10 protein-coding genes and 1 pseudogene are annotated in these 14,778 nt (G+C 74.9%); 7 read left to right on the top strand and 4 right to left on the bottom strand.

Annotated elements, in window-relative coordinates; all coding sequences use genetic code 11:
- Positions 1 to 11 precede the first annotated feature (11 nt).
- Together GC157_10890 and GC157_10885 are read right to left on the bottom strand one after the other, a co-directional pair.
- Positions 12 to 2,273: a penicillin-binding protein gene (locus GC157_10890; GenBank protein MBI1377967.1), complete on the bottom strand. Its 2,262-nt coding sequence runs from the start codon at positions 2,271 to 2,273 to the stop codon at positions 12 to 14.
- Positions 2,274 to 2,351: 78 nt separating this feature from the next.
- A complete protein-coding gene (locus GC157_10885) occupies positions 2,352 to 2,789 on the bottom strand; it encodes a hypothetical protein (protein ID MBI1377966.1) in 438 nt (145 codons plus the stop codon).
- 275 nt (positions 2,790 to 3,064) lie between these two features.
- Here GC157_10885 and GC157_10880 point away from each other — a divergent pair, with 275 nt between their 5' ends.
- Positions 3,065 to 3,742, top strand: a complete 678-nt coding sequence (locus tag GC157_10880; protein MBI1377965.1) for a PadR family transcriptional regulator — start codon at positions 3,065 to 3,067, stop codon at positions 3,740 to 3,742.
- A gap of 12 nt (positions 3,743 to 3,754) precedes the next feature.
- On the top strand, positions 3,755 to 4,834 hold the full coding sequence (locus GC157_10875; GenBank protein ID MBI1377964.1) for an inositol-3-phosphate synthase: 1,080 nt from the start codon (positions 3,755 to 3,757) through the stop codon (positions 4,832 to 4,834).
- Between the two features lie 943 nt (positions 4,835 to 5,777).
- Here GC157_10875 and GC157_10870 read toward each other — a convergent pair.
- Positions 5,778 to 5,978, bottom strand: a pseudogene (locus tag GC157_10870) (hypothetical protein).
- Between the two features lie 376 nt (positions 5,979 to 6,354).
- Here GC157_10870 and GC157_10865 point away from each other — a divergent pair.
- Together GC157_10865 and GC157_10860 are read left to right on the top strand one after the other, a co-directional pair.
- The gene (locus tag GC157_10865) at positions 6,355 to 7,674 is read left to right on the top strand and encodes a hypothetical protein (GenBank protein ID MBI1377963.1); all 1,320 of its coding nucleotides are present in this window, start codon (positions 6,355 to 6,357) and stop codon (positions 7,672 to 7,674) included.
- 18 nt (positions 7,675 to 7,692) lie between these two features.
- A complete protein-coding gene (locus GC157_10860; GenBank protein ID MBI1377962.1) occupies positions 7,693 to 8,658 on the top strand; it encodes a hypothetical protein in 966 nt (321 codons plus the stop codon).
- A gap of 3 nt (positions 8,659 to 8,661) precedes the next feature.
- Here GC157_10860 and GC157_10855 read toward each other — a convergent pair whose 3' ends face one another.
- Positions 8,662 to 10,140 (bottom strand): CCA tRNA nucleotidyltransferase, encoded by a 1,479-nt coding sequence (locus tag GC157_10855; GenBank protein ID MBI1377961.1) that lies wholly within the window; start codon positions 10,138 to 10,140, stop codon positions 8,662 to 8,664.
- A 44-nt stretch (positions 10,141 to 10,184) separates the two neighbouring features.
- On the opposite strand from GC157_10855, the gene GC157_10850 reads away from it, so the two are divergent.
- The 3 genes from GC157_10850 to murJ are packed head-to-tail and all read left to right on the top strand — an operon-like array spanning position 10,185 to position 14,717.
- A complete protein-coding gene (locus tag GC157_10850) occupies positions 10,185 to 10,724 on the top strand; it encodes an NUDIX domain-containing protein (GenBank protein MBI1377960.1) in 540 nt (179 codons plus the stop codon).
- Positions 10,721 to 12,916, top strand: coding sequence for a hypothetical protein (locus GC157_10845; protein MBI1377959.1), 2,196 nt, complete (start codon positions 10,721 to 10,723; stop codon positions 12,914 to 12,916). The genes GC157_10850 and GC157_10845 overlap by 4 nt, the downstream gene beginning before the upstream one ends.
- Positions 12,909 to 14,717 (top strand): murein biosynthesis integral membrane protein MurJ, encoded by a 1,809-nt coding sequence (murJ, locus tag GC157_10840; GenBank protein ID MBI1377958.1) that lies wholly within the window; start codon positions 12,909 to 12,911, stop codon positions 14,715 to 14,717. The genes GC157_10845 and murJ overlap by 8 nt, the downstream gene beginning before the upstream one ends.
- Positions 14,718 to 14,778 lie beyond the last annotated feature (61 nt).

The raw sequence follows: 14,778 nt of genomic DNA, 5'->3' as shown, positions 1-14,778 counted from the left end.
CGTCGGGGGCGCTAGGGGGAGGCGGCGGCGCCTGTGGCGCCCGCGCCGCCACCCCCGGAGGCCGAGCCGGTGGGGCTCGGGGAGCCCGTGGGGGTGGCCGAGCCGGTCGGGCTCGCCGAGCCCGTGGGGCTGGCCGTGTCCGTGGGCGTCGCGGTGTCCGTCGGCGTCGCGGAGTCCGTGGGCGTCGCGGTCGGCGTCGGGGTCGCGGTGACCGTGGGCGAGGCGGTCGCGGTCGGCGTCGGCGTGGCGGTGGGCAGGTTGGTGGGCGGCGCGAACTGCGACACCGGCGTCCCGTCGAGCGCGCCCTTCATGAACGCGGTCCAGATCGCGGCGGGGAAGGAGCCGCCGGTCACCGTGGAGAGGCCGCCGACGCCGGAGAGCGAGACCGGCAGGCCGTCCTTGCCGTCGCGCACGAACATGACCGCGGCGGCGAGGTCCGGCGTGTAGCCGGCGAAGAGCGCCGACTTGTTGTCGTTGGTGGTGCCGGTCTTGCCGGCCGCCGGGCGGCCGAGCGCGAGCGCGGTGCGCCCGGTGCCGTTGGTGACCACCTTCTGCAGCGCGTAGTTGACGGTGTCGGCCGTGTCCGCGGAGAACGCCTGCTTCGGCGTCGGGTTCAGCTGGAACAGGATGCCGCCGTTGCCGCCCCGCACCTCCTTGAGCACCGAGGGGCTCACCTGCACGCCCCGCGCCGCGAACGTCGCGTAGGCGTCGGCGAGGTCGATGACGTGCGGCGAGGCCACGCCGAGCGCCACCGTGCGCACGGGTGTGAGGGCAGGGGTGTCCGCCGGGATCCCCGCGCGCACCGCGGCGTCGACCACCTTGTCGTAGCCGATCTGGCTCGAGAGGGCGACGTAGACGGAGTTGACCGACAGCTCGGTGCCGCGCAGCAGGGAGATCCGGCCGAGCGACTCGTCGCCGTAGTTGACGACGCGGTAGCCGTCGACCATGACGCCGTTGTTGCCGTTCCACTTGGACTCGAGGCTCACGCCCTGCTCGACGGCGGCGGCGAGCGCGAACGGCTTGAACGTCGACCCGGCCTGGCCGAGGGCCTGCGTGGCGTTGTTGATGGAGTTGTGCAGGTAGTCGGGGCCGCCGTACATCGCGACCACCTCGCCGGTGCCCGGCCGCACGGCCGCCAGGCCGATCCGGAGGCCCGACGTGCCGGTGGTGGGCCCGGCGGTCTTCACGGCGTCGACGGCCGCCTGCTGCGCCTTCTGGTCGAAGGTGGTCACCACCCGCAGGCCGCCGCTGTTGATCTCGTCCTCGGTGATGCCCTGCGCGAGCAGCGCCTGGCGCACCGCCTGGAGCAGGTATCCGGTGGTGCCGGCGAAGCGCTCGGTGGTCCGCTGCTTGATGAACTTGGGGAACTTCACCGCATCGTGCTGGCCCTGCGTGATCCAGCCCTTCTCGAGCATCCCGTCGATCACGTACTGCCAGCGGCCCTTGAGCTTGTCCATGTGGGTCTCGGGCGCGTAGCCGCCGGGCGAGCGGATGATCGCGGCCAGCGCCGCGGACTGGCCGAGGTTGAGCTTCGACGCCGAGACCCCGAAGTACTGCTGCGCCGCGGTCTCGATCCCGTAGGCGCCGCGGCCGAAGTAGATGGTGTTGAGGTAGTCGCCGAGGATCTCGTCCTTCGACACCGAGGTGTCGAGCTTGACCGCGAGGATGAGCTCCTGCGCCTTGCGCGAGAGCGTGCGCTCCTGGGTGAGGAAGGCGTTCTTCGCGTACTGCTGGGTGATCGTCGACCCGCCCTGGAGGTCGCCGCCGGACAGGTTGTTCCAGATCGCGCGCACGACGCCCTTGGGCGAGAAGCCGCCCTCGTCGTAGAACTCGCGGTCCTCCGCGGCGAGCACCGCGTGCTGGGTGTTCAGCGGCACCTGCTCGAGCGGGATGCTGATGCGGTTGGCGTCGCCGAGGCGGCCGAGCTCGGTGGTGCCGTCGTTCCAGTAGACGATCGTGGTCTGCGCCGTCGCGATGTCGTTGGGCGAGGGGACCGTCGTACGGGCGACCGCGAGCAGGAAGCCGCCGATCACGACGACGACGCCCAGGGTCGTGAGCGCCAGCAGCTGACGCCACGACGGCAGCCATTGCCGCACGCCGGTGCGGCCCCGGCGCGGGTAGTCGATCCGCACGGGCTTCCTCCTGGTCCACGCCGTGATCACGGCGCCGGCCGGGTGCTCGGGCAGCCCGGTCCGCATCGAGTGCGACGTACGACGACGGTCCCAGGTTTCGCTGCGCACCTGTGAATCGGCGTCGTGTGGCCCGCGTCTCATGCCCTGCGGGTCCCGGGTCGAACCCCGCTGTGACGACGCTCTCCCCGGCGCAGGTACCGCGGCGGGCCCGCCCGGGCGTCAGTCGAGCAGGTCGGAGGGGGCCCGGGGCGGGCGGCGCGGCACGCCGTCGCCGAGCACGTAGGTGAGCGTGAGGTGGTTCCAGCCGCAGGCCGTGCACACCTCCACCACGTACACCCGGAAGTGTCCGTGCTCGTAGGCCATGACGGGCAGCTCCGGCGAGGAGCGCACCCGGCCCGAGTAGGGGCCGAGCTCGTCGCCGAACACGTACGTGACGTGCACGAGCTCGTGCGCCGGCCCGCACAGCGGGCACGGCCGCTCCGTGGCCTCGCCGTGGTGACGGGCGGCCCGCAGCAGGTAGGGGTCGGCGTCGCAGTGCTCCTCGCGGGCGAAGGCGTCACCGGCGCGGATGCGCTCGACCACCCCGCGGCAGGCCAGGCCGTGGTCGACCACCGAGCGCGGCCGGGCCGGGTCGGCGACGTCCTCGGGCTCGGGCAGCGGGGCGCGCGCAGGCTCGCTCGGGCGCGGCCCGCGGACGCGGGTCGCCCGGTGGCTGCTCTGGCGCGGGGCGGGCACGCCACGAGCCTACGGTCGCGCCGGCGCCCCCGACCGGCGCCGACAGCGGCTCGGCGGACGCGGGCCGCCGGGTTTGCCTGTCGTTCACCCCCGGGTTAGAGTCCCCGCTATATCAGCCCGATACATCGGCGCGCGAGGCGCGGCGGGGCGACGACGGACGAGGGGAGCACGCGGTGGCGGCCAGCAGGCGCAGCGAGCTGCTCGAGCTCGCCGTGCTCGGCCTGCTGCAGGAGTCGCCCATGCACGGCTACGAGCTGCGCAAGCGGCTCTCCGGCGTGCTCGGCACGTTCCACGCCATCTCCTACGGCTCGCTCTACCCCTGCCTCAAGGACCTCGTCGCCCGCGGCTGGCTGGTCGAGGACGCCGACGCCACGCAGCGCCCGGGCAAGACCGGCAAGCGCGCGCGGATCGTCTACCGCCTCACCGCCGAGGGCAAGGAGCACTTCCAGGAGCTCATCGGCGACGCCGGTCCCGACACCTGGGAGGACGACCGCTTCGGCGTCCGCCTCGCCTTCTTCGGCCGCACCGAGGCCTCGGTGCGCATGCGCATCCTCGAGGGCCGGCGTTCCCGGCTCGAGGAGCGCCTCGACGCGCTGCGCTCCTCGCTGGCCCGCACCCGCGAGCGCCTCGACGGCTACACCCTCGAGCTCCAGCAGCACGGCCTCGAGAGCGTGGAGCGCGAGGTCCGCTGGCTCGACGAGCTCATCGCCAGCGAGCGCCGCGTCCCCGAGCGGGCCCCCGAGCAGGCCGGACCGACGTCCGGCGACCGCGCCACCAGCACCACCCGCACCACGGCGCCGGGCACCCAGCCTGGTCGCCCCGTCACCACCACCACGTCCGGGGCCGGCAGCCTGCCGACCGCCCACGGTGTCTGAGAGAGGAATCCCATGGGTTCGGTACGCGTAGCCATCGTCGGCGTCGGCAACTGCGCCGCGTCGCTCGTCCAGGGCGTCGAGTACTACAAGGACGCCGACCCGGCGTCGAAGGTCCCCGGGCTCATGCACGTGCAGTTCGGCGACTACCACGTGCGCGACGTCGAGTTCGTCGCCGCGTTCGACGTCGACGGCAAGAAGGTCGGCCTCGACCTCGCCGACGCCATCGGCGCGAGCCAGAACAACACGATCAAGATCTGCGACGTGCCGCCCACCGGCGTCACCGTGCAGCGCGGCCACACCCTCGACGGGCTCGGCAAGTACTACCGCGAGATGGTCACCGAGTCCGAGCTCGAGCCGGTCGACGTCGTCGCCGCCCTGCGCGAGGCGCAGGCCGACGTGCTCGTGTGCTACCTGCCCGTCGGCTCCGAGGACGCCGCGAAGTTCTACGCGCAGTGCGCCATCGACGCCAAGGTCGCGTTCGTCAACGCGCTGCCGGTCTTCATCGCCGGCACCCCCGAGTGGGCGCAGAAGTTCACCGACGCCGGCGTCCCGATCGTGGGCGACGACATCAAGTCCCAGGTGGGCGCGACGATCACGCACCGCGTGCTGGCGAAGCTGTTCGAGGACCGCGGCGTCACCGTCGACCGCACCTACCAGCTCAACGTCGGCGGCAACATGGACTTCATGAACATGCTCGAGCGCGAGCGCCTGGAGTCCAAGAAGATCTCCAAGACCCAGTCGGTCACCTCGCAGCTGCGCGACGAGATCGCCCCGCGCAACGTCCACATCGGCCCGTCGGACTACGTCGCCTGGCTCGACGACCGCAAGTGGGCGTTCGTCCGCCTCGAGGGCCGCAACTTCGGCGACGTGCCGCTCTCGCTCGAGTACAAGCTCGAGGTGTGGGACTCGCCCAACTCCGCCGGCATCATCATCGACGCGCTGCGCGCCGCGAAGATCGCCAAGGACCGCGGCATCGGCGGCCCGATCCTCTCGGCCGCGTCGTACTTCATGAAGAGCCCGCCGGTGCAGTACACCGACGACGACGCCAAGCGCGCCGTCGAGGCGTTCATCGCCGGCGAGATCGAGCGCTGACGACGCCGCGCACGTCGCAGCTCCACCGGAGGCCGGGCCCGCACGGGCCCGGCCTCCGTGCGTCCGGGCGGCGGTCGGGCCCCGCACCGCGGCGGGTAGCGTCGCGGCGTGGCTGACGGAGGCGTGGGACTGCGCGCGGTCCTCGGCGTCCGCGGCTTCCGCCTGCTGCTGGGCACCCGGCTGACCGGTCAGCTCGGAGACGGGCTGCTCCAGGCCTCGCTCGCGACGTTCGTGCTGTTCTCCCCCGAGCGGCAGCCCACGGCGGCCGCGGTGGCCGTCGCCTTCGCCGTGCTGCTGCTGCCCTACTCGCTGATCGGGCCGTTCGTCGGCGTGCTCATCGACCGCTGGTGGCGACGCACGATCCTGGTGCGCGCGAACCTGCTGCGGGCCGTGCTCGTCGTGGGGCTCTGCCTCGTGGTCGCCGGCGGGAGCAGCGACGCCACGCTCGCGGTGGCGGTGCTCGTGGTGCTCGGCGTCAACCGGTTCATCCTCGCGTCGCTGTCGGCCGGGCTGCCGCACGTCGTGGCCGACCGCTACCTCGTCACGGGCAACGCACTGGCACCCACCGCGGGCACCGTCGCCTCCGTGGTCGGCGGCCTGGCCGGCGTGGGCGTGCGCGAGCTCGCCGGCGGGGGCGACCGCGGCTCGGTGGTCGTCCTCGTGTGCGCCCTGGCCACCTATGTGCTGGCCGCCGCTGTGGCCGCCCGGCTCGCCCCCGCCTCGCTCGGCCCGGACGAGGACGCCGAGGCCGACACGGTGCGCAACGTCGCCGCGGGCATGGTGGAGGGCCTGCGCCACCTGCGGGAGCGCCGTCCGGCCGCGCGCGCGATCGGCCTGGTGATGGTGCACCGCGTGGTGTTCGGCATCGCCGTCGCCCTCACCGTCCTGCAGGTGCGCGGCACCCTGCACCCGGACGACGCGGAGGCCGCGATCGGCGCGCTCACCGTCGCCACCGCCGCGGCGGGCCTCGGCGCGTTCCTCGGCGCGGTGGCCACGCCGCGCGCCTCGCGGCTGGTCGGCGCCGTGCGCTGGTCGGCCCTCGCCCTGGTGGTGGGGGTCGTGGTGGGCGCCGCCGGCGTCGCCACGGCGAGCCTGCCCGGGCTGGTCGTGGAGGGGCTGTTCGTGGGCTTCGCCGGCCAGGCGGTCAAGGTCTGCTCGGACACGATCGTGCAGGAGGACGTCGACGACGACCGCCGCGGCCGCGTGTTCGCGCTCTACGACGTCGGCGTCAACGTGGCGATCGTGCTCGGGCTCACCGCCGCGGCGTTCGCCGCCCCGCCCGACGGCCGCGCACCCGCGCTGGCCGCCGCGATGGCCGCGCTGGCCGTGCTCGGCGCCTGGTGGGCGCTCACCTCCGACCGGCGCGACCCGGCCACGTCGTACGCCGTCGACCCGGCCGCGGTCGGCCCCGTGGCCGGCGGTCCCGGGGGTGAGGGGACCTAGTCCCCGACCCTCGCCGTCGGCATCTCCTCGCCCCCGCGCAGCCCCTAGTCTCGGCCCCGGATCCCCGAGGAGGCGTCATGGCGACCGAGGACGTGGCAGCGCTGCAGGCGCGCATCGCCGAGCTCGAGGCGGCACAGTCGGGCGGCCGACGACGCGTCGACGGGCGCGGTGTGACGGCGTGGGTGCTGCTCGTGATCGCCGCTCTGCTGTTCCCCCTCGCGCTGAGCGCCTTCTGGGCCCAGCGCACGCTCGTCGACACCGAGCGCTACGTCGCCACGGTGGCGCCGCTGTCGGAGGACCCGACCATCCGCCTCGCGGTCGGCGACGTCATCACCAACGCGCTGGTGAAGCAGCTCGACGCGCAGACCCGGGTGTCCGACCTGCTCAGCGACACCCCGCGGCTCCAGCCGCTGGCCGGGCCCATCGCCATCGGCGTCAACAACTTCATCGCCACCCAGGTGCAGAACATCCTGGCCAGCGACCAGTTCAGCAGCCTGTGGGTGGCCCTCAACAGAGCCACGCAGCAGGCCCTCGTGGCGGCGCTGTCGTCCGATCCCAGCGGCCCGGTGACCATCCAGGGCGACCAGGTGGTGCTCGACACCGGCGACCTCATCGAGGCGGTCAAGCAGCGCCTGGTCGACCGTGGTCTCACCTTCGCCGCCAACGTGCCGGTGCCCTCCGCCGCCGACCGGCAGATCGTGCTGCTCACGTCGCCGCAGCTGCGGACCGCGCGCTCGATCTACGCCGTCGCCCAGCCGATCTCCGCGTGGCTGGTCTACGTGGTCGCGGTGATGTTCGTCGTGGCGGTGCTCGTGTCGCGGCGCCGCGCCCGGATGGTGCTCGCGGTGGGAGTGGCGCTGCTCCTCGGGGCCCTGGTGGTGCGGCTGGGGATGGCGATCGGCCAGAACCAGCTCGACCTCACGCTGGCCGGCACGCCGTTCGCCGTGGCGCAGCAGGCGTTCTACACGATCCTCACCGCCTACCTGCTCACCGCGGTGCGGGCGGCGTTCGCGCTCGCGGTCGTGCTGGTGGTGCTGGGCTGGCTGTTCTCGGGCACCTCGGCGGCGCGCTCCACCCGCGCGCTGGCCACGCGCGGCATCGGCGGCGCGGGCGAGCAGGTCGGCGCCACGGCCCTCGGGCGCGCCGGCGTGCCGATCGCCCGCACGCGGAAGTTCTGGTGGCTGGCGATCGGGGTGGTCGCCACCGTGGTCCTGCTCGCCTCGGACCAGATCACCGGCTCGCTCGTGCTCTGGACCACGGTGGTGGCCCTGCTCGCGCTGGTGCTCGTCGAGGTGCTCGCCGCCGCGGGCACCGCCCACCTCGCGGCCGTGGCGGCGGGCGAGGCCGGCGACTCCCCGGCCGACGGCGACGTCGCGGTCGACGTCACGCACGCCTGACCCGTCGCGCCCCGCACGATGAGCGAGCGGCCGCAGGTGCCGGGCTGGCGCAGTCGGCTCGAGGACGGCTCGCGCCGGCTGGCCGCCTGGGCCGACTCCACCGTGGTGGGCCGGCTGTGGCAGCGCCTGCTCGAGATGGAGTTCGTCGACCGCTCGGTGGCGCTGGCCGCGAAGTCGTTCGTCTCGCTCTTCCCGCTGATGGTGGTGGCCGCGGCCCTGAGCCCGGACCGCGTGCGCGCGGCGATCACCTCCTCGCTCGAGACCCGCTTCGGCTTCACCGACGAGAGCCTCGCCCTCGTGCAGGGCGCGCTGGCCGCGCCCGAGCAGATCCGCTCGGCAACCGGCGTGCTCGGCGCGGTGCTGACGCTGCTCTACGCGGTGTCGTTCGCCACGGCGGTGCAGCGCGTCTACCTGCGCGCCTGGCGCCGCCCGAGCCGCGGCGGCCTGCGCGACAAGCGGCGCGGCCTGCTCTGGCTCGGCGGGATCCTCGCCTTCCTCGCGCTGATCGGCTCCGTCGCGCGGATCGTCACCGGACCGCCGGGCACCGCCACCGCGCTCGTGCTCGGGCTCGTGCTGTCCACCCTGATGTGGTGGTGGACCGCCCACGTCATGCTGCGCGGCGAGGTCCGCTGGCGGCCGCTGCTGCCCACCGCGGTGCTCACCGGGGTGGGGGCGAGCCTGTACGCCGTGGCCGCGAGCGTGTGGATGCCGCGGGTCCTGGCCGGCAACGTCGCGCAGTTCGGCTTCATCGGCGTCGCGATGTCGATGGTCACCTGGTTCGTCGGCTTCGCGTTCCTCGTGGTCGCCTGCGCCGCGCTCGCCCCCGCGCTCACCGACGGCGAGGACCGAGTGGCCCGGTGGCTGCGCGGCCCGGACGACGACGTGCTGGCGCCCGGGGCGCCGCCCTCGCTGCCGGCACCCGCGCAGCAGGCCCGGCTGCTGGACATGCTGCGCTCGTCGCGGTCCGAGCTCGACGAGACCTGACCGCTACGCGTCGGCCTGCTGGGCGCCGCCGCGCTCGGCCCACCACGCCAGCAGGGCGGCCTCGGCGTCCTCCTCGCTCATCGGCCCGCGGTCGAGCCGCAGCTCGAGCAGCATCGAGTACGCCGCGCCCACGTCGCGGCCGGGCGGGATGCCGAGCACCGCCATGATGCGGTTGCCGTCGAGGGCGGGCCGGATCGCGGCGAGCTCCTCCTGCTCCGAGAGCCGGGCGATGCGCTCCTCGAGCTCGTCGTAGGTGCGGGCGAGGCGCTCGGCCTTGCGCCGGTTGCGCGTGGTGCAGTCCGCCCGGGTGAGCTTGTGCAGCCGCGGCAGCAGGTCGCCGGCGTCGCGGACGTAGCGGCGCACGGCGCTGTCGGTCCACTCGCCGTCGCCGTAGCCGTGGAAGCGCAGGTGCAGCTCCACCAGCCGTGAGACCGCGTCGATCTCGTCGTGGGAGAAGCGCAGCGTCTCCATGCGCTTGCGCGTCATCCGCGCGCCCACCGCCTCGTGGTGGTGGAACGAGACGCGGCCGTCGTCCTCGAAGCGGCGGGTGCGCGGCTTGCCGACGTCGTGCATGAGCGCGGCGAAGCGCAGCACGAAGTCCGGACCGGACACCGGCTCGTGCGAGGTCTCGAGGTCGATCGCCCGCTCGAGCACGGTGAGGGTGTGCTCGTAGACGTCCTTGTGGCGGTGGTGCTCGTCGACCTCGAGCGCGAGCGCCGGCAGCTCGGGCAGCACGAGCGAGGCCAGCCCGGTGCCCACCAGCAGGGTCAGCCCCGCCCGCGGATCGGCGCCGAGCACGAGCTTGACCAGCTCGTCGCGCACGCGCTCGGCCGACACGATGGCCAGCCGGCCGTACATCGCGGACATGGCCTCCACGACCTCGGGCGCCACCGCGAGGCCGAGGGTGGCGGCGAACCGGGCCGCGCGCATCATGCGCAGGGGGTCGTCGCCGAACGAGACCTCGGGCGGCCCGGGCGTGCGCAGCACCCCCGCACGCAGGTCGTCGACGCCGTGGTGCAGGTCGACCAGCTCCAGCCCGGGCAGGGTGACGGCCATCGCGTTGACGGTGAAGTCGCGGCGCACGAGGTCGGCGGCGAGCGAGTCGCCGTAGGTGACCTCGGGCTTGCGCGAGCCGCGGTCGTAGACCTCGGCCCGGTACGTCGTCACCTCGAGCATGTGGTCGCCCTTGCGCACGCCCACGGTGCCGAACTTGATGCCGACCTCCCACACGGCGTCGGCCCAGCCGCGCACCACCTCCAGCACGCGCTCGGGGCGCGCGTCGGTGGTCAGGTCGAGGTCGGTGATCGGACGGCCGAGCAGGGCGTCGCGCACCGGTCCGCCCACCAGCGCCGCCTCGTTCCCGGCCGCGGCGAACCGGCGGCCGAGCTCCAGCGCGGGCCCCGCGGCCTCGGCGAGCGCGGCGAGCGCGCGGCCGGGGTCGAGGTCGCCGCGGCCGGCGGGCGTGGCGGGGTCGGTGGGCACGTCGCGACAGCCTAGGCGTCCCGGGGCGCGGCTATCCTCGCCGTATGCCCGAGGTCCCCCGTCCCGCGCCCCCCGCGGGGGGCAGGTCGGGCCCGCCGGCCGGCTCGGGCCGGCTCCAGCGCGTCGACGAGACCAGCGCCGGCGGCCTCGTGGTGGACCGCTCCGGGCCGGTGGCCCGAGCGGCCCTGATCGCCCGGCACGACCGGCGCGGGCGCCTCGTGTGGTCGCTGCCCAAGGGCCACATCGAGCCCGGCGAGACCCCCGAGGACGCCGCGGTGCGGGAGGTCGAGGAGGAGACCGGCATCCGCGGCCGGGTGCTCGCGCCCCTCGGCGTGATCGACTTCTGGTTCGTCGCCGACCAGCGCCGCGTGCACAAGACGGTGCACCACTTCCTGCTCGAGGCCTGCGGCGGCGAGCTCAGCGACGAGGACGTCGAGGTCGTCGAGGTGGCCTGGGTGCCGCTCGGCGAGGTCACCGGGGTGCTCGCCTACGCCGACGAGCGCCGGCTGATCGCCCAGGTCGACGGCCTGCTCGCCGCGCACGACGGCGACGCCGGGCCCGGCCCCACCGGCACCGCCGGATGAGCCGGCGCCCCGCGCGGCTCGGCGCGCGGGCAGCGGTGGGGGCGGTGCTCGCGGCGGCGCTCGCCGTCGCCGTCCCGCTCGCCCCGCGCGCCGCCGCGGCGCACCCGGCCGCCGTGCACCCCGCGGGCGCGCCCGTCGTGGCCCGCGCGGCCGCCGCGAGCGACCCGGTGCCGGTCTCGCTGACCTCGCTGGAGCCGGTGGTGCCCGCGCCCGGCGACACCCTGGTGATCCAGGGGGTGGTGCGCAACACCTCGAGCAGCGAGGTCAGCGGCGTCGCGGTGCGCCTGCGCCTGTCGCCCACGCCGGTGCGCGCCCGCGCCGAGATCCCGCAGATCCTCGCCGGCGACGCCGGCCGCACCGGCATCGCGGTCGAGGCCACCCGCACGGCGGTGGCCGACACCCTCGCCCCGGGGCAGGCCCGCCGCTTCACCCTGCACGTGGCCCTGGACTCCCTCGGCCTGCCCGAGCACACCCCCGAGGTGGTGGTGCTCGTGGTGGAGTCGCTGGGCACCGTCGCCGGGTCCTCGCAGGGCGAGGTGCAGACCGGCCTCACCCGCGCGTTCCTGCCCTGGTTCCCGGACCCCGGGCAGGTGAGCCCCACGCCGGTGGTGTGGCTCTTCCCGCTCACCTCGGCCCCCTCGCGCCTGCAGGACGGCGTCTTCCTCGACGACCACCTCGCCACCGAGGTGGCGCCCACCGGGCGCCTCAGCCACCTGCTCGACGCCGCCGAGACGGCCCCGAGCGCGGTGTCGTGGGTGATCGACCCGGCCCTCGTGCAGTCGCTCCAGGACATGGCCGACGGCTACGTCGTGCGCGCCCCCGACGGCACCGAGAAGCCGGGCACCGGCGCGCACGACGCGGCGGAGTGGCTGCGCCGGCTCCAGACGCTGACCGCCACGGCCGAGGTGACGGCGTCGGCCTACGCCGACCCCGACGTCGTGGCCCTGCACCGGGCCGGCCTCGACGTCGACATCGCCCTCGCGGCAACCACGGCGCGCGACGTGCTCCCCGCCCTGCTCAGCACGCCGGTGGGCGGCGGGCTGGCGTGGCCGGCCGGCGGCCTGGCCGACGACGGCACGCTCGACGTGCTGCGGGCGGCCGGCTCCCGCGTGGTGGTGCTCTCGTCGACGGCGCTGCCGCCCTCGCCGGCCGTCGGCTACACGCCGTCCGGTTCGGTCGACCTCGCCACCGGCGGCTCGCCGCTGCGCGCCGCGGTCGCCGACGCCACGGTGTCCGACCTGGTCGCGGCCCCGGGGCGGCGCGGCGACCCGACCACGCGCAACCCCGTGGTGCGCCGCCAGGCCACGCTCGCCGAGATCGCGATGACCACGCTCGAGCTGCCCGGCACCCCGCGCACCCTCGTGATCGCGCCGGACACCCGGTGGTCGCCGGTGGGCCACGCCACGCGCGACCTCGTCGCCGCGCTCGCCGCCTCGCCCTGGGAGCGACCCGAGTCCCTCGCCACCCTCACGGCCACCCCGGCCAGCGACACCCCGCGGGCCCGGGCCGACTACCCCGCCGCGGCGAGGGACGCCGAGCTGCCGCCCGGCTACCTGGCCGCCGTGTCCGGCACCCGCTCCACCCTCGCCGGCCTGCGCGACGTCGCGCCCGACACCGCCGCGACGAGCACGGCCGGCTACGAGGAGGCCCTCACCCGCACCGAGTCCAGCGCCTGGCGCTCGGACCGCGTGGTGGGCGCCCGGCTGCTCGGCGGGGTGCGCTCGCAGATCGACGCGCAGGTGGAGCAGGTGCACGTGCTCTCGCGCGCGCCGGTGACCCTGCCCGGGGACTCCGGCGTCATCCCGGTCACCGTCGCCAACGACCTCGACCGGCCCGCCCGCGTGGGCGTGCGGCTCACCGGGACGCCATCCACCCGGTTCGTGGCCACCGACGTCCCGCCGATCACCATCGAGCCGGGGGAGAAGCAGACCCTCGAGGTCACCGCGCGCGTCCTCGGGACGGGGTCGGTCTCGGTCGACATCATGCTCGTGACGCCCGAGGGGCAGCGCTTCGGCAGCATCACCCGGACCGAGGTGCGCTCCGCGGCGTACGCGCGCGCGGCCCAGTGGGTCGTGGGCGGGCTGTTCGGGGTGCTCGTGGTGCTGCTCGGCATCAACTTCGTGCGCCGGCGTCGCCCGTCCGCGGCAGCGGCCGACGGGCCCGGCACCGGGGAGGAGGGCACGAATGCCTGACGCCGACGGCGGCGTGCCCGCGGCCGGCGCCGCCCCGCGCGACCCCGGCGGCGACGCCCGCGGGGAGCTCGCCGAGAGCCTGGGCGAGGAGCTCGCGGGCGACGTCGCCTCCGACGGCGGCGCGGACGCGACGTCGGAGTCCGTCCCCGCGGGCTCGAGCTCGAGCGTGCTGCGCTCGAGCGCCGTCATGGGCGTGGGCACCGTCGCCTCGCGGCTCGGCGGCGTGCTGCGCGGCGTCGCGCTCGCCTCGGCCCTCGGCGCCGGGATCGTGTCCGACGCGTTCAGCCTCGGCAACACGCTGCCCAACGTCGTCTACATCCTCGTGATCGGCGGCGCGCTCAACGCGGTCTTCATCCCCGAGCTCGTCCGGCACATGAAGGACGACGGCGACGACGGCCAGGCCTACGCCGACCGGCTCATCACCCTCGTGGGCACCGCGCTGCTCGTGGTGTCGGTGGTGGCGGTCGTGATCGCCCCGTGGATCGTCGGCATCTACGCCAGCTCGTCGGCGTCGGCCAGCGACGTCGACCTCGCGACGGCGTTCGCCCGGTTCTGCCTGCCGCAGATCTTCTTCTACGGCGTCTACACGATGTTCTCGCAGGTGCTCAACGCGCGCGGCCGCTTCGGCGCCCCCATGTTCGCGCCGCTGGCCAACAACGTCGTGGCCATCGCGACGTTCCTGCTGTTCATCGTCGTGGCCGGGCCGGCGCGCCTGGGCGCCACCACGATCCCGCCCGGGCAGGTGGCGCTGCTCGGCATCGGCACCACCCTCGGCGTCGCGGTGCAGGCGCTCGTGCTGGTGCCGGTGCTGGTGCGGGCGCGCTACGTGTGGCGGCCGCGCTTCGACTGGCGCGGCGCGGGCCTGTCGACCGCCGGCGGCCTGGCCTTCTGGACCATCGCGCTGGTGCTGGTGAACCAGCTCGCCTACGTCGTGATCGTGCGGCTGGCCACCACCGCCAACATCGTGGCCCAGCAGAACGGCACCACCGCCGGCGGCCTCACGTCGTACACCAACGCCCACCTGATCTTCGTGCTGCCGCACTCGGTGATCACCGTGTCGGTGGTCGCGGCGCTGCTGCCGCGCATGAGCCGGGCGGCGCACGCCCACGACTACACCGGGCTCGCGGCCGACATCGCCGGCGGCATGCGGTCGGTGTCCGCGCTCATCGTCCCCTCGGCCGTGGGCCTGGTGGTGCTCGGCACCCAGGCCGGCCTGCTGCTCCTCGGCTACGGCGCCACCAGCGCGGCGGAGGCCGAGCTCACCGGCAGCGTCGCCTCCGTGCTCGCCCTCGGCCTGCTGCCCTTCACGCTGTACTACATCGTGCTGCGGGGCTGGTACGCCCTCGAGCTGACCCTCACCGCGTTCTGGGTCACCGTGGTGCTCAACGTGCTCTACCTGGCGTTCGCCTACCCGCTGTTCCGGTGGGCCACGAGCGTGTCCGACGCCTCGTTCGGGCTGCTGGCCCTGGCCCTGGGCTACTCGCTGTCGTACTGGCTCACGCTCGTGCTCGCCTGGCGGGTGCTCTCCCGCCGGCTCGGCGGGCTCCAGACCCGGCGCACGGTCGGGGCGCTGGCCCGCATGGCGCTCGCCGGGGCCGCCATGCTGGTCGTGATGGTCGCCGTCCAGCGGCTGGTCGGCGGCGCGCTCACCGGCACCGGGCGGCTGCACGCGCTGGCCGACATCGCCGTCGTGGGCTCCCTGGGCCTCATGACCTACCTCGGCGCGGCCACCCTGCTGCGCATCGGCGAGGTCACCGAGGCCCTCGCCCTGCTGCGCCGCCGGCTGGGCCGCGGGCGCTGAGGTCGCGCGACCGGCGGCGCCCGCGCTGCTCCGCCCGGGCGACTCCGGGGCTGTCGCAGGC

It is taken from the genome of Frankiales bacterium (assembly GCA_016125335.1).
In the GTDB taxonomy this organism is placed as follows: domain Bacteria; phylum Actinomycetota; class Actinomycetes; order S36-B12; family CAIYMF01; genus Longivirga.
Note: the sequence above shows the minus strand (reverse complement) of the source record. Positions and strands in the feature narration are given on the sequence as shown.

What these genes read in the sequence shown, in the direction of transcription:
- GC157_10875 (MBI1377964.1), top strand. Translation starts at nt 3,755, where the DNA reads ATGGGTTCGGTACGCGTAGCCATCGTCGGCGTCGGCAACTGCGCCGCG.
- GC157_10860 (MBI1377962.1), top strand. Translation starts at nt 7,693, where the DNA reads ATGAGCGAGCGGCCGCAGGTGCCGGGCTGGCGCAGTCGGCTCGAGGAC.
- GC157_10845 (MBI1377959.1), top strand. Translation starts at nt 10,721, where the DNA reads ATGAGCCGGCGCCCCGCGCGGCTCGGCGCGCGGGCAGCGGTGGGGGCG.
- GC157_10865 (MBI1377963.1), top strand. Translation starts at nt 6,355, where the DNA reads ATGGCGACCGAGGACGTGGCAGCGCTGCAGGCGCGCATCGCCGAGCTC.
- GC157_10890 (MBI1377967.1), bottom strand. Translation starts at nt 2,273, where the DNA reads ATGAGACGCGGGCCACACGACGCCGATTCACAGGTGCGCAGCGAAACC.
- GC157_10850 (MBI1377960.1), top strand. Translation starts at nt 10,185, where the DNA reads ATGCCCGAGGTCCCCCGTCCCGCGCCCCCCGCGGGGGGCAGGTCGGGC.
- murJ (MBI1377958.1), top strand. Translation starts at nt 12,909, where the DNA reads ATGCCTGACGCCGACGGCGGCGTGCCCGCGGCCGGCGCCGCCCCGCGC.